The sequence below is a fragment of the Brevundimonas sp. genome, from assembly GCF_035998205.1.
Taxonomy (GTDB): Bacteria; Pseudomonadota; Alphaproteobacteria; order Caulobacterales; family Caulobacteraceae; genus Brevundimonas.
This window is the reverse complement of the sequence record NZ_DASYHT010000002.1, coordinates 154,408-176,506: the sequence shown is the minus strand read 5'-3', so window position 1 is coordinate 176,506 and position 22,099 is coordinate 154,408. Positions and strand designations below refer to the sequence as shown.

Here is a 22,099-nt window from a genome sequence, read left to right as displayed (position 1 = left end):
CTATCGGCGGCGCGCGCGCTTCTGCAGCACGAAGCCGATGACCTTCGCCACCGCCTCGAAGTGGACCTTGGGGATGACGTCGTCGATCTCGACCGAGGCGTAGAGGGCGCGCGCCAGCGGGACGTTCTCGACGATCTCGACATTGTGCTCCCGGGCCACCTCGCGGATCTTCAGGGCGAGGGCGTCGACGCCCTTGGCCACGCACACCGGGGCCCCGTCGCCCAGGTCGGGATCATAGCGCAGCGCCACCGAATAGTGGGTCGGGTTGGTGACCACCACGGTCGCCGTCGGCACCGCCTGCATCATCCGGCGCCGGCTGCGCTGGATGCGGATCTGCCGCAGCTTGGCCTTCACATGCGGGTCGCCCTCGGTCTGCTTGAACTCCTCCTTCAGCTCTTCCTTGGTCATCCGCATGCGCTTGGCGAAGCGCATCTTCTGCCACAGGTAGTCGGCGCCCGAGGCGAGGGCGAGAAACACCAGCGTCGCCGCCAGCAGCCCCAGCGCAAGGTCGCGCACCAGCGGCAGGATGGCCGCCGGGCTCATCGCCGCCAGATTCTCAAGCTCGCGGATATGCGGCCGCAGCACGAACCAGCACACCACGGCGATGGCGATCAGCTTCAGGAAGGTCTTGAGGAACTGGACGATCCCGTCGGGCCCGAAGATGCGCTTGAAGCCCTCGATCGGATTGATCTTCTCCCACTTGGGCTTGAGCTTCTCGCCGCTGAAGATCAGGCCCGACTGGATCAGGTGACCGCCGGCCCCGCCCAGCATGGTGGCCGCCATCACCGCGGCCATGATCGGCGCGGCGATCCAGATGCCCTTGGTGGCGATCTCGATCCCGGCGCCGGCGTCGAACCCGCCCATCAGCTCGTGCGGGCTCTCGATGAAGACGACCATCTGCTCGGCCATGCGACCGGAGAACCAGCCGCCGAGGCTGAGCACGACCGCCGCGCCGCCGAGCAGCGCCAGGGTCGAGCCGACATCCTGCGACTTGGCGACGTCACCCTTGCGGCGGGCTTCCTCGAGCTTTTTCGGGGTTGCGTCTTCTGTTTTGGACTCGGGATCGGTGTCCTCAGCCACCGGCGCCTCCCGCGAACAGCCCCGCCATGGTGCGGTAGCGGTCGATGAAGACGGTCCCGATCACCCCGAGACTCAGGGCGAAGATCGACAGGCCGAACAGCACGTTCAGCGGCGTCGAGACGAAGAAGACCTGGAACTGCGGCATGATCCGGCCCACGAGGCCGGTCGCCAGGTTGAAGATGATCGAGAAGACGATCACCGGCGCCGCCAGCTGCAACCCCAGCAGGAAGCTACCCGAGACGGTGCGGATGGCGAGGGTGGTAAAGTCCTCGACCACCAGCGGCGCCACCGGCCGCACCACATCATAGGAGCCCAGCAGCCCGGCTATGAACAGGTGGTGGGTGTTGGTGGCGAAGATCATCGCCACCCCGAACAGGGTCAGGAAGGCCGCGAGGGTCGTGGCCGGCTGGGCCTGCAGCGGATTGGCCGTCTGGGCGAAGCTGAGGGTGGTCTGCAGCGACACCACCTCGCCCGCCGTCGACAGGGCCGCCATCAGCAGCCGCAACAGGAAGCCGATCATCAGTCCGGTGGTGATCTCGCGGATCAGCCAGCCGACCATGCTGCCCAGGCTCGCCGGCAGGGCCGGCAGGCTGCCGGCCACCAGCGGCCACAGGGCCAGCGACAGGACCAGCGCCAGCGAGAGGCGGATGCGGGGCGAGACATAGGCCTCGCCGAAGCCCGGCAGCAGCATCAGGATGGCGCCGATGCGGGCGAAGATCAGCGCCCCGGCCCAGACCTGATCGGCGGTGGCGAAGGCGTCCACGCCCTACATGCCCGAGATACGGGCCGCGATCTCGCGCATGAAGCTCCCGAGCAGCGCCCCCATCAACGGCAGGAACAGCAGGATCGAGACGAAGATGGCCAGGATCTTGGGCGCGTAGATCAGGGTCTGTTCCTGGATCTGCGTCAGGGCCTGGAACAGGCCGATGACCACGCCGACCACGAGACCGACCAGCAGCACCGGCGCGCACAGCTGGATGGTGAGCCAGAGCGCATCGCGCCCGACGTCCAGAACCTCCGCGCCGCTCATGAAACACTCCCAACCCCGGGCGGCGACGTCGTCGCCACCGGGCAGAAAATGCCGGGGCCGTGGTTAACAGGGTCCTAACCGGCGTGGCCTGGACCTTGCGGCGCGGGCCGTGAAGGAGCCGCACGCCATGGCCTGGACCGCAATTTCGACCCGTAATGAGACGCCCCCGACGATCGCGCGCGGCGGCTGGCTCGACGCCCTCCGGTTCATCGTGGCCAGTCTGATCGTGCTGCACCACTTCCAGGCGGCCGGGCCGCACGCCCTGGCCGAGACCGTCCACCCGGTGTTCGAGCGCGGCGGCTTCCTGCTGACCAACTTCTTCCTGATCGATTCAGGCTATGTGCTGATGCGGGTTTACGGGGCCCGGGTGGCGTCCGGCCGCATGAGCGGGCTCGACTTCTTCCTGAAGCGCACACTGCGGGTGTTTCCGGCCCATCTGATGATGGGACTGGGCCTCGTCGCCCTGGTGCTGGCCGGCGCGGCGCTCGGCTTCGCCCCGCGCAATCCCGAATGGTTCCGCTGGGACCAGCTGCCGGCGCAGCTGACCCTGACGCAGTCGCTGGGCGTGCCCGGCGGCCTCGGCTGGAACGCCCCCTCCTGGTCGATCTCGGCCCTGATCGGCTGCTACCTGGTGTTCCCGTGGCTGCTGCAGGCGTTGCACCGCCTCGGCCCGTGGACCGCCCTGGCCGGCATGGCGGGGCTCTATCTGCTGGCCAACGCCCTGACCTGGGCGCTGCTGGACTATCCGGTCTACCAGATGCCCATGGCCTATGGCCTGATCCGGGCCCTGCCCCTGTTCCTGCTGGGGATGGCGCTGGCGGTGTTCGCCGAGCGGGTGTGGATCGCGCCGCGGCTGGCCCGCGTGACCCTGCTCGCCGCGGCCATCGGCCTGGCGACGGTGCAGGCGTTCGACAAGCACGCGCTCATCTCGCTGGTCTTCATCAGCCTGATCATCCTCGCCGCCGGGGCCATCCCGGTGACGCGCCCGTCGCGCCTGATCGAGCGGGCGGCCGTGGTGTCCTTCGCCCTGTTCATCAGCAATGAGGTGGTGCGCATCGCCTGGTTCGGCGCCGTGAACGTCGCCGTGGCGCGCTTCGGACTGTCCGAGCCGGTGCAGTGGGGCCTGTGGGGCGCCGGCGTGCTGGCCGCCTTCGTCTTCGCCTTCGCGTTCAATGATCTGGTCGACCAGCCGCTGCAGGCGCGCATCCGCGACTGGCGGGCGAAGCGCCGGCGGCGGCCGTCGACGGAGGGCCCGGCGCTGCCGGCGGAAAGCTGAGCCGCGCCGCCGTCAGATCGGCATGCGCATGATTTCCTGGTAGGCCTGGATCACCTGGTCGCGCACGGCCATCACCGTTTCCAGCGAGGCCTCGGCCGAGGCCACGGCGGTGACCACGTCGATCAGCTCGGCCCGGCCCTGCACGGCCATGCTCATCTGCTGCTCGGCCTGGCGCGACTGGTTGACCGCATTGGTCATGACCCCGTCCAGCAGCTCGGCGAAGCCGGGGCCACCCTGAACCGCGCCGGGACCGCCGGCCGGGCCGGCCGCGCCGGTCGCCGCGGCCTGATACGCCTTGATCGCCGCCATCGGGCTCATCGGTCAGCTCCTCAGCGCTTCAGCAGGTCGAGGGTGCGCTGCTCCATGGCGCGCGCCGTCTCGATGACGTTCAGATTGGCCTCGTAGGCGCGCTGCGCCTCGCGCATGTCCATGCTCTCGATCAGCGTGTTGACGTTGGGCCGCAGGACGTAGCCCTCGGCGTTGGCCGCCGGGTGCTGGGGGTCGTACTCCAGACGGAAGTCGCTGGGGTCGTCACGGACCTCGGCGAGGGCGACGCCGGTGGCCCCGTTCAGCTCACGCGCCTGGAACACCGGTACCCGCCGGCGATAGGGCTCGCCGCCCGGCTGCAGCGCCGTGGACTGGGCGTTGGCGATGTTTTCGGCGATCACGCGCATACGCGACTGCTGCGCCCGCAGCGCCGTGGCGGCGGCGGCCATGGCCGGGTTCTGGGGGCCGACGGGATCGCTCATTCAGGTCTCTCCTGCGCCGGAATCAGCGGCCCGGCGGGCGCGCGGCCAGCCGGACCATCTGCATGGACTTCTGGTAGAAGCCGATCGCCGCGTCATAGGCCATGCGGCTCTCGGCCATCTTCAGCATCTGCTCCTCGACCACCACCGAATTGCCGTCGAGGGTGGTTTCCGAGTCGGGCGTGGTGCGCGCTTCAAAGCGCCCCGGGCCCCGGTTCGGCGGGGTCAGGTGGGTCGAGGTCGTACGGGCCATCTGCAGACCGCCGGCAGTCTGCAGCGCCCGGGCGAAGTCGGTCGGCGCGCGCAGGTCACGCGCCGCATAGCCGGGCGTGTCGGCATTGGCGACGTTCTCTGCGATCACGCGCTGGCGCTGGTCCAGCCACGACAGCCGGCCCCGGAGCGCCTGCATCAGCGGCAGATCGTTGACGCTCATCCCGCGGTCCTCCCGCATCCTGCCCGTTGCAGGTCTGGGCAGAAAATGCCGGGGCCATGGTTAACGGCGGGTTATCTAAACGCGGCGTTAACCGTCCCCGTTAACACTCGGGCTTCCACCTTCCGGGCCGCCCGATGCAGCTTCTCGATTTCATCCGCGCCGCCTTCGGCCTCGCTTTCACCCTCGGGCTGATCGGGCTGGCGGCCTGGGGCGCGCGCCGTTACGCCCCGCAGCTGCTCGCGCGCCTGCAGACCCAGCGCGGCGAACGCCGCCTGCAGGTCATCGAGACGCTGGTGCTGGATCCCGCCCGACGCCTGGTTCTGGTGCGGGTCGACGCCGAGGAGCGGCTGCTGCTGCTCGGCGAGGGCCGGGAGCTGATCGAGCCGCGGGGACCGGGCAAATGACGGCCAGCGCCGCCCCCCGTCACCGGAGCGGGAAGCCGAAGCTGTTCGCCCTGCCCACCCGGGCGGAGCTGAAGCGCGCCGCCCTGCTGTCGCTGATCGTCACCGCCCTCTGCCTCGTGTGGCCGATCGCCGCCCTCGCCCAGGCCGCGGCCGGCAGCGGCACCGCCCTGAACATCGACCTCGGTACGGGCGCCGGTCTGACTGAGCGCGTGGTGCAGCTGATCGGGCTGATCACCGTCCTGTCGCTGGCGCCGTCGATCGTCATCATGACCACCAGCTTCGTGCGCATCATCGTGGTCCTTTCGCTGCTGCGGACCGCGCTGGGCCTGCAGCAGTCACCGCCGAACGCGGTGCTGGTGTCCCTGGCCCTGTTCCTGTCGGCCATCGTCATGGCCCCGACCTGGCAGGACGCCTATGATTCGGGCATCCGCCCCCTGCTGGATCAGCAGATGGAGCTGCCCCAGGCCTTCGATGCGGCATCGGAGCCGGTAAAGACCTTCATGCTGACCCAGGTGGAGCGCGGGGACCTCGAACTGTTCGTCCGGCTGAGCCGCATCGAGGCCACCGACAACGTGGAGGACCTGCCCCTGCGGACCGTCATTCCGGCGTTCATGATCAGCGAGCTGAAACGGGCCTTCACGATCGGATTTCTCCTTTTCGTTCCGTTCCTTGTGATCGATCTGGTGGTCGCCAGCGTGCTCATGTCGATGGGTATGATGATGCTGCCGCCGGTGATCATTTCGCTGCCGTTCAAGCTGATCTTTTTCGTCCTCGTCGACGGCTGGCGACTGGTCGCCGGCAGCCTCGTGGAGAGCTTCCGCGCGGCCTCCGGCAGCGGCTGAATCCCCAGCCCGCGGGGGCTTCTTCGGCGCTGCAGCTTGCCAAGCCGGGGGAAACGCGTGTTGATCGCCCGGTCTTCGCCCGGATTCGGGCGACCAGAAACGGAAACGACCCCATGACCACTCAAGCTGAACTGATCGCCGCCGTCGCCAAGGAAGCCGGCGTCTCGCAGGCCGACGCCGGCCGCGTGCTGGCCGCGATCGTCGACAACATCCACAAGAGCCTGAAGTCGGGCGGCGAAGTTCGCATCTCGAACCTCGGCGTGTTCGACACCGCGGCCCGCGCCGCCCGTGAAGGCCGCAACCCGGCCACCGGCGCGACGATCAAGATCCCGGCCTCCAAGGCCGTGCGCTTCCGCGTCTCGAAGCCGCTCAAGGACGCCGTCAACGGCTGATCCTGCGCGGGACGCCCGGCGTCCCGCCTGACGACCCTCAGGCGCCCGTCGCGGCGGCCTGACGAGCCGGGGTCGGCGCCGCAGCGCCGGCCCCGGTTTGCGTTCCGGCGTCGGCTGCCGGCGCTGCGCCGCCCGGAGCTTCCGCCTGCTGCTGACGGAAGCGGGTCTTCATCTCGCTGACCCAGCCGGTGAAGGTGTCGAGGCGCGTCGCCAGGGCGGCGAAGTCCGACGCCGGCGGGCCCTCGTCGCCGATGGCCAGCGCCACGCGCAGCGCCGCCGGATTGCGCGCCCCCGCCACAAACGGTCCGTAGTTGGTCGACAGCCGCCGCAGGCCGGCCGCATCGCCCCCCAGCGAGTAACCGACGCCCGCCCGCAGCAGGCGGCTCTCATCCGCAGCGTCGAGACGCCCCCCGGCGCGCCAGCGGTCCCCGAGCCGGCGCTCGTACAGGGCCGCGGCCTCGGCGTACTTCTCCTGCTTCCACAGGATGTCGCCCCGCACGTCGTCCGCCGCCGGATCGCGGGCGTCGCCCAGCACCTCCATGGCGTGATCGAAGCGGCCAAGGCTCATCAGCGCCCGAGCCTCGATCGCCCGCCGCTCGGCGTTCAGGGCGCTGGGCAGCAAGGTCGTGCGCGAGGCCCAGACCGCCTGCAGCGCCTTCTCCGCCTCGCGGTTCATCAGGTAGATAGTCGCCAGGTCCGTCGCGACCTGGGCCTTGGCGACGCCCTCCAGCCGCTGGTCGACCTGGTACTGCAAGAGCTCGGCGGCGGGCCCCAGCAGGTCGACCGACACCAGGCGCCGCGACAGACGGCGGACCATGTCGTCGCCCTCGGCCCCGACGGGGGTCAGCTCGCGGAAATCGTAGAACAGGGCCAGCGCCTGGATCGGTTGCAGGCCGTCGGCGGCTCCGTCGATGAACAGGGTGCGGAAGGCCGCCGCCAGGTCCTGCTGCACCGCCGCCGCCTCGGGCAGGTTGATCAGGCGTCCGGTCCCGGCCTTCAGGGTCGTCATGCCCTCGCGGTAGAGGCCCTGGGACAGATAGATCTGGCCCAGCGTGCGGATCAGCTGCAGCTCGGTGGCGTCGCCGCGCCAGCGCCACTTCAGCGGCTCCAGCCGCCGCGCCGCCTCGACCGCGTCGATCTCGCCCTTGGCCAGCTCCATGCGGACAGCGGCCAGCTTCGCCGGCGTCGAAATACCGTCCAGCGGCGCGCGGCCCACCGCCTTGTAGACCGCGAGGGCCCGGGCGGCCTCGCCCTTGAGCTCGAACCATTTCGCCTGCACCAGCCGCGCCGCCAGCTGCTCCTCGGGCGGGATGTCCTGAGCGAAGACGTAGGACAGCAGCGAGCGGGCGCCTTCGAGATCGCCCGTCTCCAGCGCCGCCAGGGCGTGGGCGGCGGCGAACCGGGCCCGCCACACCGGCGGGAAGGCGTCGATGGTGGCGGCGCCGGCGGCGAACTCGCGGCGCGCGGTCTCCCAGTCGGCCTGCTGAGCGGCGATGTAACCGCGCCAGACGCGGGCGGAGGGATCCGTGCTCAGGCCGCCGGCGGCGAAGTCCGCGCTCGCTTCCTCCAGCCGCCCCACAGAGGCCCGCGCCGCCCCGCGCAGCCCGCGCAGCTCGGGCTCGCCCGACAGGCCGGGCTTCGACGCCAGCGCATTGAGCACGCCGATGGCCTCGAAGCCGAGGTCCTTGGCCAGGAGAAAACGGGCGAAGGCCAGACGCGCCTCGATCGGGGTCCGTCCATTCTCGGTCGAGGCCGCTTCCTCGGCGAGCGCCGCGGCCTGCAGGGCGCGATGGCGGGCGACGAAGCCGTCCTCGCCCACCTCGGCCCACTGTTCCAGGATCAGGGCCGGGTAGTCAGCCCGGCGCGGGGCGCGGGCATCGGTCGCCTCCGCCGTCTCGAGGGCGGCGGACGGCGGCGACAGGGCCAGACCGCCGGGCCGCCCGATCCGCACCAGGTCGCCGTCGGCCTGGACGGTCAGATCCTCCACCGGGGTCTCGATGGCGAGCCCCTGGGCCGTGACCGGCAGGGCGACCTCGCGCGTGCGACGCGAGGCGTCCAGGCCCTTCGCGGGTCCGCGCGCCGGCACCACGGCGAAGCGGTCGCCGACCAGCGGGTCGGTCAGCCAGATGGCCCGGGTCGCGCCCGCCATCTGCGCCACCAGCTCGGCCGGCCCGGAATCATCATCGCGTCCGATGACCACGCCGCTGCGACCGGTCGGCAGGCCGCCGATCGAGACGACCCAGCCGCTGCCCTCGTCGCGGGCCGATACCGCCAGGGCCTCGGGGGCGGCGATGCGCACCACCACATAGTCGGGCCCCGCGGCCCAGCGCAAATCGCTGGCGGGGCCGAGGTCGAGCTCGCGCGGCACCTCCAGCCGGCCCGGCGCGTCGAACACCACCCAGACCGCCTCGCCGCGCCGAAACACGGCGGCCGGCACCGGACTGCCGAATCCGAAGCCGATGTCGAGCCGGTCGCCCTCGACCTGGGTCCGCACCACCGCCGCGGCGACGGCCGGGGCCTCGCCCTCGGCCGGGGCGGGCGCCTGACCCGGCGCATACAGGTTCAGCCAGACCGCGCCGTCGGCGGCGCCGGTGCGCACATCTGCGCCCGGCTTGAGGCTTAGGACGATCTCGGTGCCGCCGCTGACCGAACGGGTCTGCACCTCCTCGATCGCGGGGGGCGGATCGAGGCGCAGGCGCGAGAGATCAGGCGCCGCTGTCGTGCCGACGCGGATGACCACATTGGTCCCCTCGCGGCGGACCCGCGCGCGGGCCCCGACCACACCGGCGAACTCAAGACGCGCAAAGGCCTCGGTCTGGCCGATGCGGATGGCGAGGGGTTCGAGAACGGGCTCGTCCGCCTCCTGCGCCATCGCCAGGGGCAGCGGCGCAAGCGGCGCAAGGGCGGCGGTGCCGGCCGCCGTCAGGGCGACGGCGGCTCTCAGCGCGCGCGGTCTGGACCGGGGAGCGGACATGTCGCCGCGACCTTGACCGAGGTCGGTTGCGCCGCGGTTAACGCTTGATGACTGCAGACGTCCGGTCGCAGGGGGCCAGCGGGCCTCAGTCCTTGCGCGGACTCGGCGGTTTCAGGGGCTCGAAATGCCGCGACGGCGTCGACTGGGGATAGGGGGATCGCACGAGCAGCCCGCCCAGCATGGCGAAAGACACCATGGCGTGCTGCAGTCTTTTTTCACGGTCGTCCATAAGCGTCTCCTGTCTGGATCGTTGAAAGGAGACACGGCGTGCTTGCAGGGGTTTTCACCCTCTTAGTCGTTTCGCGTCCGAGGGTAGAATGGCGCCTGCCGGCGAAAGTTGCAAGGTTTTTTGATCCGTTTTCGGAGGGTCTTTTTTTTATATGTCACAAACGCGATCGATCCCGACACCCTGCATCAAGGTCTGTACGGTCGATGGAGCCTCGGGCCTCTGCCTCGGCTGTCTGCGCACCCTCGGGGAGATCGCCGGCTGGGCGAAGCTGGAGCCGGCGGAACGCGAGCGAATCCTCGCCGACCTGCCGGGCCGCCGCGGGCAGCTGCCGGAGGCGTTCCGCAACATCGCGCCTTAAGGCCCGGTAACCACAGCCGTTGACCGGACGCCAACAGGCGCCGGGGTAGACAGGCTCCGGCCGCAGAAGCGCGGTCAGTGTCCGCGTGAGGCCCCATGTCCCTTCGCCGCCAGCCGGTCATCGTCGTCGGCGTCGCCACCGCCGCCGCCCTCCTTACCGCGGGCTGGATGCAGCGTCTGGACGCACGCCCGGTCCCCGCGGGGGACGCCGCCGCGCACAAGGCCGCCGACGGACACTTCTGGGCCGAGGCGGAGATCGACGGCCGCAGCGTCCGCCTGATGGTGGACACCGGCGCCAGCTTCGTGGCCCTGACCCCGGCCGACGCCGCCCGGCTGGGCGTACTGCCGCCGCCGACCGCCTATGTCCAACGGCTGCGCACCGCCAGCGGCGAGACCCGCGCCGCTCCCGTGCGCCTCGCCCGGGTCGCCGTGGGCGATGCGGTGATCGAGAACGTCGAGGCCCTCGTGGTTCCGGAGGGCCTGCCCCACTCCCTGCTGGGCATGAGCTATCTCGGACGGCTGTCCGCCTTCGAGGCGCGCGAGGGCGCCCTCGTCCTGCGCCCCTGAGCCACACCCCTGAAGCCGCGTCAGAGCGCCTTGAGCGCCACCGACAGGGCCGTCAGGGCGAGGAAGACGGCGAAGGCCCGCCTCAGGACGCGCTTCGGCAGCCGGTGCGCCAGCCGCGCGCCCCACGGCGCGACCGCCGTGGTCAGCGTTCCCATCAGCACCACCGCCGGGATGTTGACGTAGCCGAGCGACAGGGGCGGCCGCCCCTCCGCGCCCCAGCCGGCCGCCACAAAGCCGAGCGCCGCGGGAATGCCGATGGCGAGGCCGAAGCCCGAGGCGGTCGCCACCGCCTGATGGATCGGCCGGCCGCACAGGGTCATGACCATGCCGCCCAGCGACCCGCCGCCGACGCCCATCATGGCGGACAGACCGCCAATCACGGTCCCGAGGGCGCGCCGTCCCCAGCCATCCGGCAGATCGTTTGCGAGGGTGAAGCGCTCCGGCAGCAGGCCCATCTGCACCGCCACCACCGCGAGACTGACGCCATAGACGATGCCGAGCGCCGCCTGCGAGGCGATCCCGGCCAGTGCGGCCCCCAGCAGGGCCCCGCCGGCCACCCAGGGCGTCCAGCGCCGCAGCACCCGCTCGTCCACCGCGCCGTGACTCCGGTGGGCCCGCAGCGAACGCCAGGAGGTGGCGATGATCACCGCCAGGGAGCTGCCGACCGCGACGTGCAGATTGGCCTCGCCGCCGAGGCCGAGCACGGCGAAGGCGTAGAACAGGGCCGGCACGATGACCGTGCCGCCCCCGACCCCGAACAGGCCGGCCACCAGACCGGCGAGGACGCCCGCCCCGGCGAGGGCGGCGACCAGCAGCGCCAGCTCGCCCGGCGTCGGGATCACGCCGCCTCGGTCCGGCGCGCCTCGGCCTCGCGCACCGCCGCGGCGGCGGCGTCGACCACCTCCAGCCCGGCCCCCGGGCGGACGCTCTCGACGGTCAGGATGCGGCGGAAGGCGCGGGCGCCGGGGCGTCCGTGCATGAGGCCCAGCATGTGCCGCGCCATGGCCGGCAGCGGGACGCCCTCGGCCAGCCGCGCCGCCAGATACGGCCGGTAGGCCTCCAGCGCCGCATGGGCGTCGACGTCGGGCGTGTCCGCCCCGAACACCCGCCGGTCGACCTCGCCCAGCAGCGCGGGCGTGTGATAGGCCGCGCGGCCCAGCATGACGCCGTCGAGGCCCTGCCCCGCCTCCTGCGCCATGTCCAGCGTCTCGAGCCCGCCGTTCAGGACGATCTCCAGCCCCGGCCGTTCCGCCTTCAGCCGGTGCACCAGCGGATAGTCGAGCGGCGGGATGTCCCGGTTCTCCTTCGGCGACAGCCCCTGCAGCCAGGCCTTGCGGGCATGGACGACGAAGTGGCGGACGCCGGCGGCGGCGCAGGCGTCGACGAGGCCGAACAGGCTCTGGACCGGGTCCTGGTCGTCCACCCCGATGCGGCACTTGACCGTCGCGGGGACGGAGACGGCGGCGCGGATCGCCGCCATGCACTCGGCCACCAGCTCCGGCTCGCGCATCAGGCAGGCGCCGAAGCGGCCCGACTGCACGCGGTCGGACGGGCAGCCGACATTCAGATTGATCTCGTCATAGCCGTAGTCCGCGCCGATGCGCGCCGCCTCGGCCAGCTGGGCCGGGTCCGAGCCGCCCAGCTGCAGCGCCACAGGATGCTCCACCGCGTCGAAGCCGAGCAGCCGGTCGCGGTCGCCGTGGATCACCGCCGGCGCGGTCACCATCTCGGTGTACAGCAGGGCGCGCCGGCTCAGCACGCGATGGAAGGCCCGACAGTGACGGTCGGTCCAGTCCATCATCGGCGCGACGGAGAAGGCATGGGCGGGCGGCGGGGCCATGGCCGGTCACATAGGCCGAACCCGCCCGGAGCGCGAGCCTCGGCCATGATCCCGGTGTCCTGAGGCTTGGACGCGGGCCCCACGCCCCGCTATGAGCACGGAATGCGCTATCTGAGCACCCGTTCCGGCCATCCCGAGGCGGATTTTACCGACGCCCTGCTGAACGGCCTGGCTCCCGACGGCGGGCTCTACATGCCCGAGACCTGGCCCGTCCTGTCGCCCGAGGCGCTCGGCGGCGAGTATGCGGTGACCGCCCGCGAGGTGATGCGCGCCTTCGCCGGCGACGCCCTGCCGGCCGACGCCATCGAGCGCGCCGTGTCGCGGCTGGTGGCCGGCTTCGACGCCATCGAGGTGACGCCGCTGGTGCGCCTGTCCGACCGGCTCAGCCTGCTGGAGCTGCACCACGGCCCGACGGCGGCGTTCAAGGACCTGGCCATGCAGCTGGCCGCCAGCCTGACCGAGGCGGCCCTGACCCGCTCCGGCGAGCAGCTCACCCTGGTCGTGGCCACCAGCGGCGACACCGGCGCCGCCGCCGTGCGCGCCTTCGAGGGCATGAGCCACGTGCGTCTGGTCGTGCTGCACCCGCTCGACCGGGTCTCGCCGGTGCAGCGGCGACAGATGACCACCTGCCTGGCGGACAACGTCCTGAACCTGGGCGTCGCCGGCGACTTCGACGACTGCCAGCGTCTGGTGAAGCAGCTGCTGGCCCATGCGCCGCTGCGCGAGACCGGCCGGGTCAGCTCGGTCAACTCCATCAACTGGGCGCGGCTGGCCGGCCAGATCCCCTACTACGCCGTCGCCACCCACGCCCTGCGATCGCGCGGCGTGACAGCGCCCGCCACCTATGTCGTGCCGACCGGCAACTTCGGCGACGCCTTCGCCGGCTGGGCGGCCGGGCGCATGGGCGTCCCGGTCGGCGGTCTGGTGGCGGCGGTCAACCGCAACGACGCCCTCGCCCGGGCGCTGGAAACCGGGGTCTACGCCCGCGCCGCGGCCCAGCCGACCATGAGCGTCAGCATGGACGTCCAGGCGCCCTCCAACTTCGAGCGGCTGGTGTTCGAGGCGACCGGCCGCGACCCGGAGCGCACCCGGGCCGTGTTCGAGACCTTCGCCCGCGAGGGCGAGGTGCAGCTGGACGACGACCTGCTGACCCGCCTGCGCGCCGAGGTCGGGGCCCAGTCGGTCGGGGAGGCCGAGACGGCGCAGGAAATGCGCCGCACCCTCGCCGAAACCGGGCTTATCGTCTGCCCGCATACGGCCGTGGCCCTGGCCGCGGCGCGGCGGCTCGACACCCCGGGCCCGATCGTGGCCCTGGCCACGGCCCATCCGGCCAAGTTCGCCGAGGCGGTGCGCGACTCGACCCACCGCGACCCGCCCCCGGCCTGGGTGCTGGAAGGGCTGGCCGGCAAGCCGGAGCGGCTGACGCGGGTGCAGCCCGAGCTGGCGGCGGTGCTCTCCGCGCTCTGACGGTCCACGACCGGCCTCACGCCGGCCAGGTCTCCAGTCGCCTGAAGAAGGGCGTCGGGTCCTTCGGCGTGACCAGCGCCGCCGGGTCGTGGAACAGCCGGTCGTGCAGCCGGGTCAGGGTGAAGCGCGTCGCCGCCGCCCGCCCCAGCGCCGGCAATCGGCCCCGCTCGGCGTCGGACAGGGGACGCACCCTCTCGTAGCCCTGCTGGAAGGCGACGAACGCCTCCGGAATGAGCCGGCCCTCCGCGTCGAAGGCCCAGGCCGCCAGGGCGATGGCCAGGTCCCAGGCCCAGGCTCCGGTGCAGGCGAAGTAGAAGTCGATCACCCCCGAGACGCGGCCCTGATCGAACAGCACATTGTCGGGGAAGTAGTCGGCATGGATGGCCCCGCCGGGCAGGTCGTCCGGCAGCTCCGCCCAGCGGGCGACCTCGGCGTCCAGCACATCGAGGCGCGCCGCGTCCTCGCCTTCGGCCCTCAGGCGGCAGCGCGCCGCCAGCGCCGCGGCCGCCGCCGGCCCCACGGGGTTGGCGCGCTGCAGGGGGAAGTCGGCGGCCGTCAGATGCAGATGGGCCAGCTCGGCCCCGGCCAGGGCGACCTCGGCCGCCGTCGGGGCGCGCAGCCAGGCGCCCTCGACCCAGCGCACCACCGCCGCCGCCCGCCCGTTCAGCACCCCGGTCAGGGCGCCATCACGGTTCGCCACCGGCTCCGCCGCTGGCCGCCCGGCCCGCGCCAGATGCCCGGTCAGGCCGAGGCAGAAGGGCAGCGAGGCCGCGTCGGTGCGCCCCTCGAACAGGGTCAGGACAAAGCGCCCACGCGTCGTCTCGAGCCGGAAGTTGGAGTTTTCGACGCCCTCGGCGATCGGCAGGAGGTCGCGCACCGCGCCCACGTCCCAGGCCTGCAGAAAGGCCGCCGCCTCGTCCGGCGTGACCGGCGTGAAGACCGCCATGAATCCGCTACCCCCCGCGTCGCCCTCAGTGGTCGACGAGGTCCTGTAGCGCAGCCGCCAGCCGCGAGCACAGGGATTCGCACTCCTCCGGCGACAGGTCGAAGCCGCCCGAGATCTCGCGGCTCAGGCTCACGCCCATCATCAGCCCGCCCGCCAGCCGCGCCCGCACCGCCGCGTCGGGATCGCCCAGCCACTCCGCGAACGGGCCGTAGAAGCACCGCTGCGACGACCGCCGGATGACCTCGGCCGCCTTGGCCGACCCGATGGAGCGCAGCATGATCAGCAGCCCCTTCATCTTGGCGTCGCCCTTGGAGGGGCCGAAAACCACCTCATGGGCCATGCGGCGGCCGAAGTCCTCGCGCGGCCCGTCCATCAGGTCGGAGCCGGCCATGCAGACGTTCAGCACCTCGTCGAACAGGTCTTCCTTGGAGCCGAAGTAGCGCGAGATCAGGGCCGGATCGACGCCGGCGTCGCGGGCGATGTCGCGCACGCCGACATCATCATAGCCCTCGCGCTCGAACCGGGCGGTCGCCGCGTCGAGGATGGCCTGCCGCGTGGCGGCGGCGTTCCGGGGGCGCGCTTCGAAACTCAATGTGATCTCCGGCAAGTCCGTGCCCTTGGTATGGACATGTCATCGGCTGTTGACAAGCGCCGCCGCAGCGCGCATCTAGTCAACACTTGTTGACCTGCCTCCTCCCCGGCCGGCGGTCGCGTCGAACGTCAACACATCTCGGAGCGCACATGCGCAGCCTCAGGATTCTCGCGGTCGCCGCCCTCATCACGGGCGGCCTTCACGGTTGCGCGCCCCGCTCGGAGGCCCAGGCCCCGGCCGGCCCGCCCCCGGTCACCGTCGCCACGCCCCTGCAGCAGGAAGTGGTCGAGTGGGACGAGTTCACCGGCCGCTTCGAGGCCGTCGAGGCCGTCGAGGTCCGCGCCCGCGTGGGCGGCTACGTGCAGGCCGTCCACTTCCGCGACGGCCAGATGGTGCGGCGCGGCCAGCTGCTGTTCACCCTCGACCCGCGTCCCGCCCAGGCGGCGCTGGCGGCCGCCGAGGCCCAGCTGGCCCAGGCCGAGGCGCAGCTGGAGCTGGCGCGGGCCCGCTTCGCGCGCTCCGAGGGCCTGCTGGCCAGCCAGGCCGTCTCCCAGGCCGAGGCCGACGCCGACCGCGCCGGCCTGCGCACCGCCGAGGCCAATCTCGCCGCCGCCCGCTCGACCGTCCAGGCGCGCCGGCTCGACCTCGAATTCACCCGCGTGACGGCGCCCATCTCCGGCCGCGTCTCCGATCGCCGCGTCGACCCGGGCAACCTGATCGGTGGCGGCAGCTCGGCCGGCGACATCCTGACCACCGTGGTCGCCGACGGCCCGCTGCATTTCGCCTTCGAGGGCTCCGAAGCGCTGCTGCTGAAGTATCAGCGGCAGGGCGCCAATGGCCGCCCGACGCCGGTCTCCATCCGCCTGCAGGACGAGCCGGATTACCGCTGGAACGGCCGCCTCGACTTCACCGACAACGCCCTGGACGGCGCCTCGGGCACCATCCGGCTGCGCGCCGTGGTGGCCAATCCGCAGGGCTTCCTGCGGCCCGGCATGTTCGGCGCCGCGCGGGTCGCCGGCTCTCAGGCCTATGACGCCCTGCTGGTGCCCGACAGCGCCATCGTCACCGACCAGACCCGCAAGGTCGTGCTGGTCGTCGCCGCCGACGGCACGGTCACGCCCCGTCCGGTCGAGCTGGGTCCGATCAGCGACGGCCTGCGGGTCATCCGCTCGGGTCTGAGCGCCACGGACCGGGTAGTGATCGGCGGCCAGCAGCGGGCCATGCCCGGCCAGAAGGTCACGCCCCAGGCCGGCCGCATCACTCCGGCGCCCGGCCGTTCGGAGGCGCCGACGGTCACCGTCGCGCCGGCCGCGACCGCCACGCCCGCGAACGCCCTGCCCTCGCGGTGAGCCGCGCGACGCCTCCCCATCGCCCCCTCCCACGTCAGGCGACCGCATGAACATCTCGCGCTTCTTCATTGACCGGCCGATCTTCGCCGTTGTCATCTCGGTGTTCATCACCCTGATCGGCGCCTTCTCCTGGCCGCTGCTGCCGCTGGCGCAGTACCCGGAGATCGCGCCGCCGACGATCACCGTCACGGCCACCTTCCCCGGGGCCTCGGCCGAGACCATGGCCGAGACCGTGGCCGCGCCGATCGAGCAGGAAATCAACGGCGTCGAGGGCATGCTCTACATGAGCTCGTCCTCGACCTCGGACGGGGTGGCGACGGTCACCGTCACCTTCCAGCCGGGCACCAATCTCGATGACGCCCAGGTGCTGGTGCAGAACCGGGTCAACCTGGCCGAGCCTCGCCTGCCGGAGTCCGTGCGCCAGATCGGCGTGGTCGTGGCGCAGCAGTCCCAGGGCTTCCTGCTGATCGCCGCCGTCACCTCGCCGGACGAGACCTACGACATCGACTACGTCGGCAACTACGCCAACTCCGTGCTGCGCGACCGGCTGCTGCGGGTCGAGGGCGTCGGCGGCGTCACGGTCTTCGGCGGCGGCAACTACGCCATGCGGGTGTGGATCGACCCGAACCTCGCCGCCGCCCGCAACCTGACCGCCAGCGAGATCGTCGCCGCCCTGCGCAGCCAGAACATCCAGGCCGCCGCCGGCGCGCTGGGCCAGCCGCCGTTCGACACGGGCGCCTCGGCCTTCCAGCTGCCGGTGCAGGTGCAGAGCCGCCTGTCCGAGCCGGAACAGTTCGGCGACATCGTCATCCGCACCGACTCCGACGGCCGGGTCACCCGCGTCCGCGACGTGGCGCGGGTCGAGGTCGGCTCCCAGGACTACGGCATCCGCGGCTACGTCGACGGCGAGCGCGGGGTGGCCATCGCCATCGTGCAGCAGCCGGGCGCCAATGCGCTGGACTCGGCCGACCGCGTGCTCGCCGAGCTTGAGGCCGCCAGGGCCGACCTTCCGCAAGGGCTGGAGATCAGCGTCCCCTACAACCCGACCGAATACGTCGCCGCCTCGGTCAAGGCGGTGGAGCACACCCTGATCGAGGCGGTCGTCCTCGTGGTGCTGGTGGTGGTGATCTTCCTGCAGACCTGGCGCGCGGCGATCATCCCGATCATCGCCATCCCGGTCTCGCTGGTGGGCACCTTCGCGGTCCAGCTGGCGCTCGGCTACTCGATCAACTCCCTGTCCCTGTTCGCCCTGATCCTCGCTGTCGGCATCGTCGTCGATGACGCCATCGTCGTGGTCGAGAATGTCGAGCGCTACATCCGCGAGGGCCTCAGTCCGAAGGAGGCGGCCTATCGCTCGATGCAGGAGGTGTCGGGGGCCCTGATCGCCATCGGCCTGGTGCTGACCGCCGTGTTCGTGCCGACCGCCTTCGTCCCCGGCATCCCCGGCATCTTCTATCGCCAGTTCGCCGTCGCCATCGCCTCGGCCTCGCTGATCTCGCTGCTGGTGTCGCTGACCCTGTCGCCGGCCATGGCCGCCCTGCTGCTGAAGCCGCACAAGGCCCATGCCCCCGCCCGCCGCGGGCCGCTGGCCCCGGTGCTCAACGGCCTCGCCTGGGCGGGGGCCCGGTTCAACGAGGGCTTCGACTGGATGAGCGACCGCTACGGCCGCCTCACGGCGCGGCTGGTACGCACCTCGCTGATCGTCATGATCGTCTACGCCGGCCTGCTCGGCCTGACGGCCTGGCGCGTCACCGACACCCCGACAGGCTTCATCCCGGAGCAGGACCAGGGCTTCCTGATCGGCGTGGTCCAGCTGCCCGCCGGGGCCTCGCTGGAGCGCACCGACGCGGTCATGGCCCGCGCCTACGAGATCATCGCCGGCACCGAGGGCGTGGATGGCGTCACGGCCTTCGCCGGCCTCGACGGCGCCAGCTTCTCGTTCGGCTCCAACGCCGCGACCCTGTTCGTCCGGCTGGATCCGGCCAAGGAGCGCAGCTCGCGCGACCTCGCCGCCGCCAGTCTCGCCCAGGCCATCACCGGCGCCACCTTCGGCATCGACGAGGCCAACATCTTCGTCATCGCCCCGCCGGCCGTGCAGGGCCTCGGCAACGGCAACGGCTTCAAGGTGATGATCCAGGACCGCTCGGGCGCCGGCTACAAGGCGCTGGAGGGGGCGACCTTCGCCATGATGGGCGCCGCGGCCCAGACGCCCGACCAGGTGCAGCAGGTGTTCTCCACCTACAACACCGGCTCGCCGCGCATCTCGGCCGAGGTCGACCGCGACCGCGCCCTGATGCTCGGGGTCCAGCCGGCCGACGTCTACGCCACGCTCGGGACCTACCTCGGCTCGACCTACGTCAATGACTTCAACCTGCTGGGCCGGACCTTCCGGGTCACTGCCCAGGCCGAGCCCATGTACCGCGACGACCCGTCCGACATCGCCGCCCTGCGGGTGCGGTCGCAGTCAGGGGCGCTGGTGCCGATCGGCACCCTGGCCGAGATCACCAACGACTCCGGCCCGGCGCGCGTGGTCCGCTACAACCTCTTCCCCGCCTCGGAGCTGCAGGGCCAGGCCGCCCCCGGGGTCGCCTCGGGCGACGCCCTGGCGCACATGGAGGGCCTCGCCGCCTCGGCCCTGCCGCCCGGCTTCAGCTACGAATGGACCGAACTGGCGCTGCAGGAGAAGCAGGCCGCCGGCGGCGCCACGGTCGTCTTCATCGTCGCCGTGCTGTTCGTCTTCCTGGTGCTGGCGGCGCAGTATGAGTCCGTCACCCTGCCGCTGGCGGTCATCCTGATCGTGCCGATGTGCGTGCTGGCGGCCCTGATCGGGGTCAATCTGGCCGGGCTCGACAACAACATCCTCGTGCAGATCGGCCTCGTGGTGCTGATCGGTCTGGCGGCCAAGAACGCCATCCTGATCGTGGAGTTCGCCAAGCAGGCCGAGGACGAGGACGGGCTGGACCGCTTCGCCGCGGCCGTGCGCGCCGCCCGCACCCGCCTGCGCCCGATCCTGATGACCTCGATCGCCTTCATCCTCGGCGTGGTGCCGCTGGCCCTCGCCACCGGTCCGGGCGCCGAGATGCGGCGGGCGCTGGGGGTGTCGGTCTTCTCCGGCATGCTGGGCGTGACCCTGTTCGGCCTGCTGCTGACGCCGGTGTTCTACGTCCTGTGCCGCAAGCTGGCCGGCTACCTGCCCAAGGGTCCGGCGGTGAAGCACATCCCCGGCGGGCCGCACGGCGGCGCCGCCCCGACCCTCCGCGCCGGAGACGCGCAATGACCGCCCCCCGCCTGACTTCTCCCCACCTTCCCCGGATCCTGACCGCCGGCGCCCTGGCTGCTCTCGTGGCCGGCTGTGCGGTCGGGCCGAAGGCGCCCGACGCCTCTCTCCCCTCCCGCGCGTCGGGCGCCTTCGTAGGGGCCGCCACCTTGGCCGAGGTCGATCCGGCCCGGCCCGCGCGCGACGACTGGTGGCGCCTCTACGAGGACCCGACGCTCGACGCCCTCGTCGCCGAGGCGCTGGCGCAGAACAACGACCTGGAGGCCGCCGCCGCCAACCTGCGGGCCGTGCGCGCCGCCCTGTCCGAGGCCCGCAGCGGCCGCCTGCCCTCGACCACCGCGAGCGCCGGCTACAGCCGGGCCCGCGCCGCCGCGACCACCACCCCGCCGCCGGCGGGCCAGACCACCAACCCCGAGGTCGACAGCTATGACGTCGGCCTCGAGGTGGCCTACGAGATCGACCTGTTCGGCCGCGTCGAGTCCGGCGTCCGCGCCGCCCGCGCCGACGCCGACGCCGCCGAGGCCGCCCTCGCCGCCGCCCGGGTCAGCGTCGCGGCCGAGACGGCCCGCGCCTATGCCGACGCCTGTTCCGCCAACGCCCGCATCGCCGTCGCCGAACGCACCCTCGCGCTGCAGGGCGACACCGCCCGCCTGACCGAGCGACTGCTGGAGGCCGGAGCCGGCACCGGACTGGACGTGGCCCGCGCCCGCGCCGCGGTGGAGACCACCCGCGCCTCCCTGCCGCCGCTGCGCGCCGAGCGCGACGGCGCCCTGTTCCGGCTAGCGACCCTGACCGGCCGCCCGCCGGCCGAGGCCTCCGAGGCGGCGCGCACCTGCGCCCGACCGCCACAACTCAGCCAGCCGATCCCGGTCGGCGACGGGGCCCTGCTGCTGGCCCGCCGTCCCGACGTGCGCGAGGCCGAGCGCAATCTGGCGGCCCAGGCCGCCCGGGTGAATGTGGCCGCCGCCGCGCTCTACCCGTCCATCCGCCTCGGCGGCTCGGTCGGGGCCACGGCCCTCGACGCCGCCGACCTCGGCGACGACGGGGCCCTGCGCTTCAGCGTCGGGCCGCTGATCAGCTGGTCCTTCCCCAACATCCTCGCCGCCCGCGCCCGGGTGGCGCAGCAGGGGGCCCTGGCCGAGGCCGCGCTGGCGCGTTTCGACCAGACCGTGCTGGTCGCCCTGCAGGAGACCGAGACGGCCCTGTCCAACTACGGCAACGAGCTGGACCGCCGCGCCGCCCTCTCCGCGGCGCGCGACGAGGCCGAGCGCGCCGCCCGTCTGTCGCGCCAGCGCTTCGAGGCGGGAGCGGACAGCTTCCTGACCGTGCTGGACGCCGAGCGCACCCTGGCCCAGGCCGAGGCGCAGCTGGCGGCCTCGGAGGCGCTGGTGGTGACCTACCAGGTGGCCCTGTTCAAGGCGCTGGCCGGGGGCTGGACCGCGGCCTGACAGGCGGGGCTCAGCCGCGCGGGCCGAACGGCACGATGCGGTTGTCCGCGTCGTGGCCGATGTCCGCCGGGCCGAGATAGGGAATGCCGGAGCGGGCGCACCAGAAGCGCACGATTTCCTCCGCCGTCATGCCGAAATCGGGCTCGTTGGGCGTGACGTCCGAGGCCCGGCCCATGCGGATCCCGGCGACCCGGCGGATCGAGGTCTGGGAGGTGATGTGGAACATCGCCCGGTCGATGCGGTAGGCCGCCTCCGACACCTCCTCCAGCATCAGGACGTGGCCGGACAGGTCCGGCTCCAGCGGCGTGCCCAGCAGCTGGCTGAGGATGGTGATGTTGAAGGCGGCCGCCGGACGCGGGTCGGTCGCCAGCGACGGCTCGAACCCCGCGGGGTCGCCCTGCGTCAGCCAGGCGAGGGCGCGGCGGCCGGTCTCAACCCCGCGCCGCACGTCGGCGGCCATCGGCCCGTGCGCCACATGCGCGAAGCCGGCCCTGTACATGGCCGCCAGCAGGCTGCCGGCGTCGGAATAGCCGAGGTAGCGCTTGCGCCGCGCCTCCGGGCCCAGCTGCGGGATCACCGCCTCGGCGATGCGGCACGAGCCGTAGCCGCCCCGCGCGAACCAGATCGCGTCGATCCGGGGGTCGTTGGCGAATTCGACGAAGGCGCGGGCGCGGGTCGTATCATCCCCGGCGAAATGCCCGTGCTTGGCGTGCAGCGAGGGATGGAACACCAGCGCCGGATCGCCGCCGGGGACATGCGCCGCCATCCAGGCCTGGATGTCCTCGACCACGCCGGGCGAGACGCGGGAACTGGCGGCGACCACGCCGATCTTGAACACGCCGATCTCCCC

The 22,099-nt window shown here is 72.2% G+C and carries 23 protein-coding genes; 10 read left to right on the top strand and 13 right to left on the bottom strand.

Annotated features, from left to right (window positions below; all coding sequences use genetic code 11):
• From flhB to fliQ, 3 genes are read right to left on the bottom strand one after another with little or no spacing between them, the layout of a single operon-like run.
• Window positions 1–1,080, bottom strand: coding sequence for a flagellar biosynthesis protein FlhB (flhB, locus tag VGN74_RS00965; protein WP_327445487.1), 1,080 nt, complete (start codon window positions 1,078–1,080; stop codon window positions 1–3).
• The gene (gene fliR / locus VGN74_RS00960) at window positions 1,073–1,843 is read right to left on the bottom strand and encodes a flagellar biosynthetic protein FliR (protein WP_327445486.1); all 771 of its coding nucleotides are present in this window, start codon (window positions 1,841–1,843) and stop codon (window positions 1,073–1,075) included. The genes flhB and fliR overlap by 8 nt, the downstream gene beginning before the upstream one ends.
• Window positions 1,844–1,846: 3 nt before the next feature.
• Entirely contained in the window at window positions 1,847–2,110 is a 264-nt protein-coding gene (gene fliQ, locus VGN74_RS00955) for a flagellar biosynthesis protein FliQ (RefSeq protein WP_298276506.1), read from the bottom strand.
• Window positions 2,111–2,237: 127 nt separating this feature from the next.
• Here fliQ and VGN74_RS00950 point away from each other — a divergent pair, with 127 nt between their 5' ends.
• Window positions 2,238–3,386, top strand: coding sequence for an acyltransferase (locus tag VGN74_RS00950; protein ID WP_327445485.1), 1,149 nt, complete (start codon window positions 2,238–2,240; stop codon window positions 3,384–3,386).
• A 12-nt stretch (window positions 3,387–3,398) separates the two neighbouring features.
• Here VGN74_RS00950 and VGN74_RS00945 read toward each other — a convergent pair whose 3' ends face one another.
• Genes VGN74_RS00945 through flgB form a run of 3 tightly spaced genes read right to left on the bottom strand, consistent with a single transcriptional unit; the run spans window position 3,399 to window position 4,565 of the window.
• Window positions 3,399–3,704, bottom strand: coding sequence for a flagellar hook-basal body complex protein FliE (locus VGN74_RS00945; RefSeq protein ID WP_327445484.1), 306 nt, complete (start codon window positions 3,702–3,704; stop codon window positions 3,399–3,401).
• Between the two features lie 11 nt (window positions 3,705–3,715).
• Complete coding sequence (gene flgC, locus VGN74_RS00940; protein WP_414643512.1) at window positions 3,716–4,135, bottom strand: flagellar basal body rod protein FlgC; 420 nt, start codon at window positions 4,133–4,135, stop codon at window positions 3,716–3,718.
• A gap of 22 nt (window positions 4,136–4,157) precedes the next feature.
• Complete coding sequence (gene flgB / locus VGN74_RS00935) at window positions 4,158–4,565, bottom strand: flagellar basal body rod protein FlgB (RefSeq protein WP_327445483.1); 408 nt, start codon at window positions 4,563–4,565, stop codon at window positions 4,158–4,160.
• A gap of 134 nt (window positions 4,566–4,699) precedes the next feature.
• On the opposite strand from flgB, the gene VGN74_RS00930 reads away from it, so the two are divergent.
• From VGN74_RS00930 to VGN74_RS00920, 3 genes are all read left to right on the top strand, one after another.
• Window positions 4,700–4,969, top strand: coding sequence for a flagellar biosynthetic protein FliO (locus tag VGN74_RS00930; protein ID WP_327445482.1), 270 nt, complete (start codon window positions 4,700–4,702; stop codon window positions 4,967–4,969).
• Window positions 4,966–5,811 (top strand): flagellar type III secretion system pore protein FliP, encoded by an 846-nt coding sequence (fliP, locus tag VGN74_RS00925; protein ID WP_327445481.1) that lies wholly within the window; start codon window positions 4,966–4,968, stop codon window positions 5,809–5,811. Before VGN74_RS00930 ends, fliP begins: the two co-directional genes overlap by 4 nt.
• 113 nt (window positions 5,812–5,924) lie before the next feature.
• Complete coding sequence (locus VGN74_RS00920) at window positions 5,925–6,203, top strand: HU family DNA-binding protein (protein WP_298276524.1); 279 nt, start codon at window positions 5,925–5,927, stop codon at window positions 6,201–6,203.
• Between the two features lie 37 nt (window positions 6,204–6,240).
• Here the strand turns inward: VGN74_RS00920 and VGN74_RS00915 are convergent, their stop codons facing one another.
• Window positions 6,241–9,177: a hypothetical protein gene (locus VGN74_RS00915; RefSeq protein WP_327445480.1), complete on the bottom strand. Its 2,937-nt coding sequence runs from the start codon at window positions 9,175–9,177 to the stop codon at window positions 6,241–6,243.
• A gap of 85 nt (window positions 9,178–9,262) precedes the next feature.
• Window positions 9,263–9,406: a hypothetical protein gene (locus VGN74_RS00910; RefSeq protein ID WP_327445479.1), complete on the bottom strand. Its 144-nt coding sequence runs from the start codon at window positions 9,404–9,406 to the stop codon at window positions 9,263–9,265.
• 151 nt (window positions 9,407–9,557) lie between these two features.
• Here VGN74_RS00910 and VGN74_RS00905 point away from each other — a divergent pair, with 151 nt between their 5' ends.
• Both VGN74_RS00905 and VGN74_RS00900 read left to right on the top strand, forming a co-directional pair.
• Window positions 9,558–9,764 (top strand): DUF1289 domain-containing protein, encoded by a 207-nt coding sequence (locus tag VGN74_RS00905; RefSeq protein WP_327445478.1) that lies wholly within the window; start codon window positions 9,558–9,560, stop codon window positions 9,762–9,764.
• 95 nt (window positions 9,765–9,859) lie between these two features.
• A complete protein-coding gene (locus VGN74_RS00900) occupies window positions 9,860–10,330 on the top strand; it encodes a TIGR02281 family clan AA aspartic protease (RefSeq protein WP_327445477.1) in 471 nt (156 codons plus the stop codon).
• Between the two features lie 20 nt (window positions 10,331–10,350).
• Here the strand turns inward: VGN74_RS00900 and VGN74_RS00895 are convergent, their stop codons facing one another.
• Together VGN74_RS00895 and dusA are read right to left on the bottom strand one after the other, a co-directional pair.
• Window positions 10,351–11,172: a sulfite exporter TauE/SafE family protein gene (locus tag VGN74_RS00895; RefSeq protein ID WP_327445476.1), complete on the bottom strand. Its 822-nt coding sequence runs from the start codon at window positions 11,170–11,172 to the stop codon at window positions 10,351–10,353.
• Window positions 11,169–12,170: a tRNA dihydrouridine(20/20a) synthase DusA gene (dusA, locus tag VGN74_RS00890; RefSeq protein ID WP_327445475.1), complete on the bottom strand. Its 1,002-nt coding sequence runs from the start codon at window positions 12,168–12,170 to the stop codon at window positions 11,169–11,171. The genes VGN74_RS00895 and dusA overlap by 4 nt, the downstream gene beginning before the upstream one ends.
• Before the next feature lie 102 nt (window positions 12,171–12,272).
• Between dusA and thrC the strand changes: the two genes are divergently transcribed.
• Window positions 12,273–13,637, top strand: a complete 1,365-nt coding sequence (gene thrC / locus VGN74_RS00885) for a threonine synthase (protein WP_327445474.1) — start codon at window positions 12,273–12,275, stop codon at window positions 13,635–13,637.
• Between the two features lie 16 nt (window positions 13,638–13,653).
• Here thrC and thrB read toward each other — a convergent pair whose 3' ends face one another.
• Both thrB and VGN74_RS00875 read right to left on the bottom strand, forming a co-directional pair.
• Window positions 13,654–14,583: a homoserine kinase gene (gene thrB / locus VGN74_RS00880; RefSeq protein ID WP_327445473.1), complete on the bottom strand. Its 930-nt coding sequence runs from the start codon at window positions 14,581–14,583 to the stop codon at window positions 13,654–13,656.
• Between the two features lie 25 nt (window positions 14,584–14,608).
• Window positions 14,609–15,175 carry a TetR family transcriptional regulator gene (locus VGN74_RS00875; protein ID WP_327445472.1) on the bottom strand — a complete coding sequence of 189 codons (567 nt, stop codon included), beginning with the start codon at window positions 15,173–15,175 and terminating at the stop codon, window positions 14,609–14,611.
• A 149-nt stretch (window positions 15,176–15,324) separates the two neighbouring features.
• Between VGN74_RS00875 and VGN74_RS00870 the strand changes: the two genes are divergently transcribed.
• From VGN74_RS00870 to VGN74_RS00860, 3 genes are read left to right on the top strand one after another with little or no spacing between them, the layout of a single operon-like run.
• A complete protein-coding gene (locus VGN74_RS00870; RefSeq protein ID WP_327445471.1) occupies window positions 15,325–16,524 on the top strand; it encodes an efflux RND transporter periplasmic adaptor subunit in 1,200 nt (399 codons plus the stop codon).
• A gap of 46 nt (window positions 16,525–16,570) precedes the next feature.
• Window positions 16,571–19,801 carry a multidrug efflux RND transporter permease subunit gene (locus tag VGN74_RS00865; protein ID WP_327445470.1) on the top strand — a complete coding sequence of 1,077 codons (3,231 nt, stop codon included), beginning with the start codon at window positions 16,571–16,573 and terminating at the stop codon, window positions 19,799–19,801.
• Entirely contained in the window at window positions 19,798–21,249 is a 1,452-nt protein-coding gene (locus tag VGN74_RS00860; RefSeq protein WP_327445469.1) for a TolC family protein, read from the top strand. Before VGN74_RS00865 ends, VGN74_RS00860 begins: the two co-directional genes overlap by 4 nt.
• A gap of 10 nt (window positions 21,250–21,259) precedes the next feature.
• Here the strand turns inward: VGN74_RS00860 and VGN74_RS00855 are convergent, their stop codons facing one another.
• Window positions 21,260–22,087 carry an LD-carboxypeptidase gene (locus VGN74_RS00855; RefSeq protein ID WP_327445468.1) on the bottom strand — a complete coding sequence of 276 codons (828 nt, stop codon included), beginning with the start codon at window positions 22,085–22,087 and terminating at the stop codon, window positions 21,260–21,262.
• Window positions 22,088–22,099 lie beyond the last annotated feature (12 nt).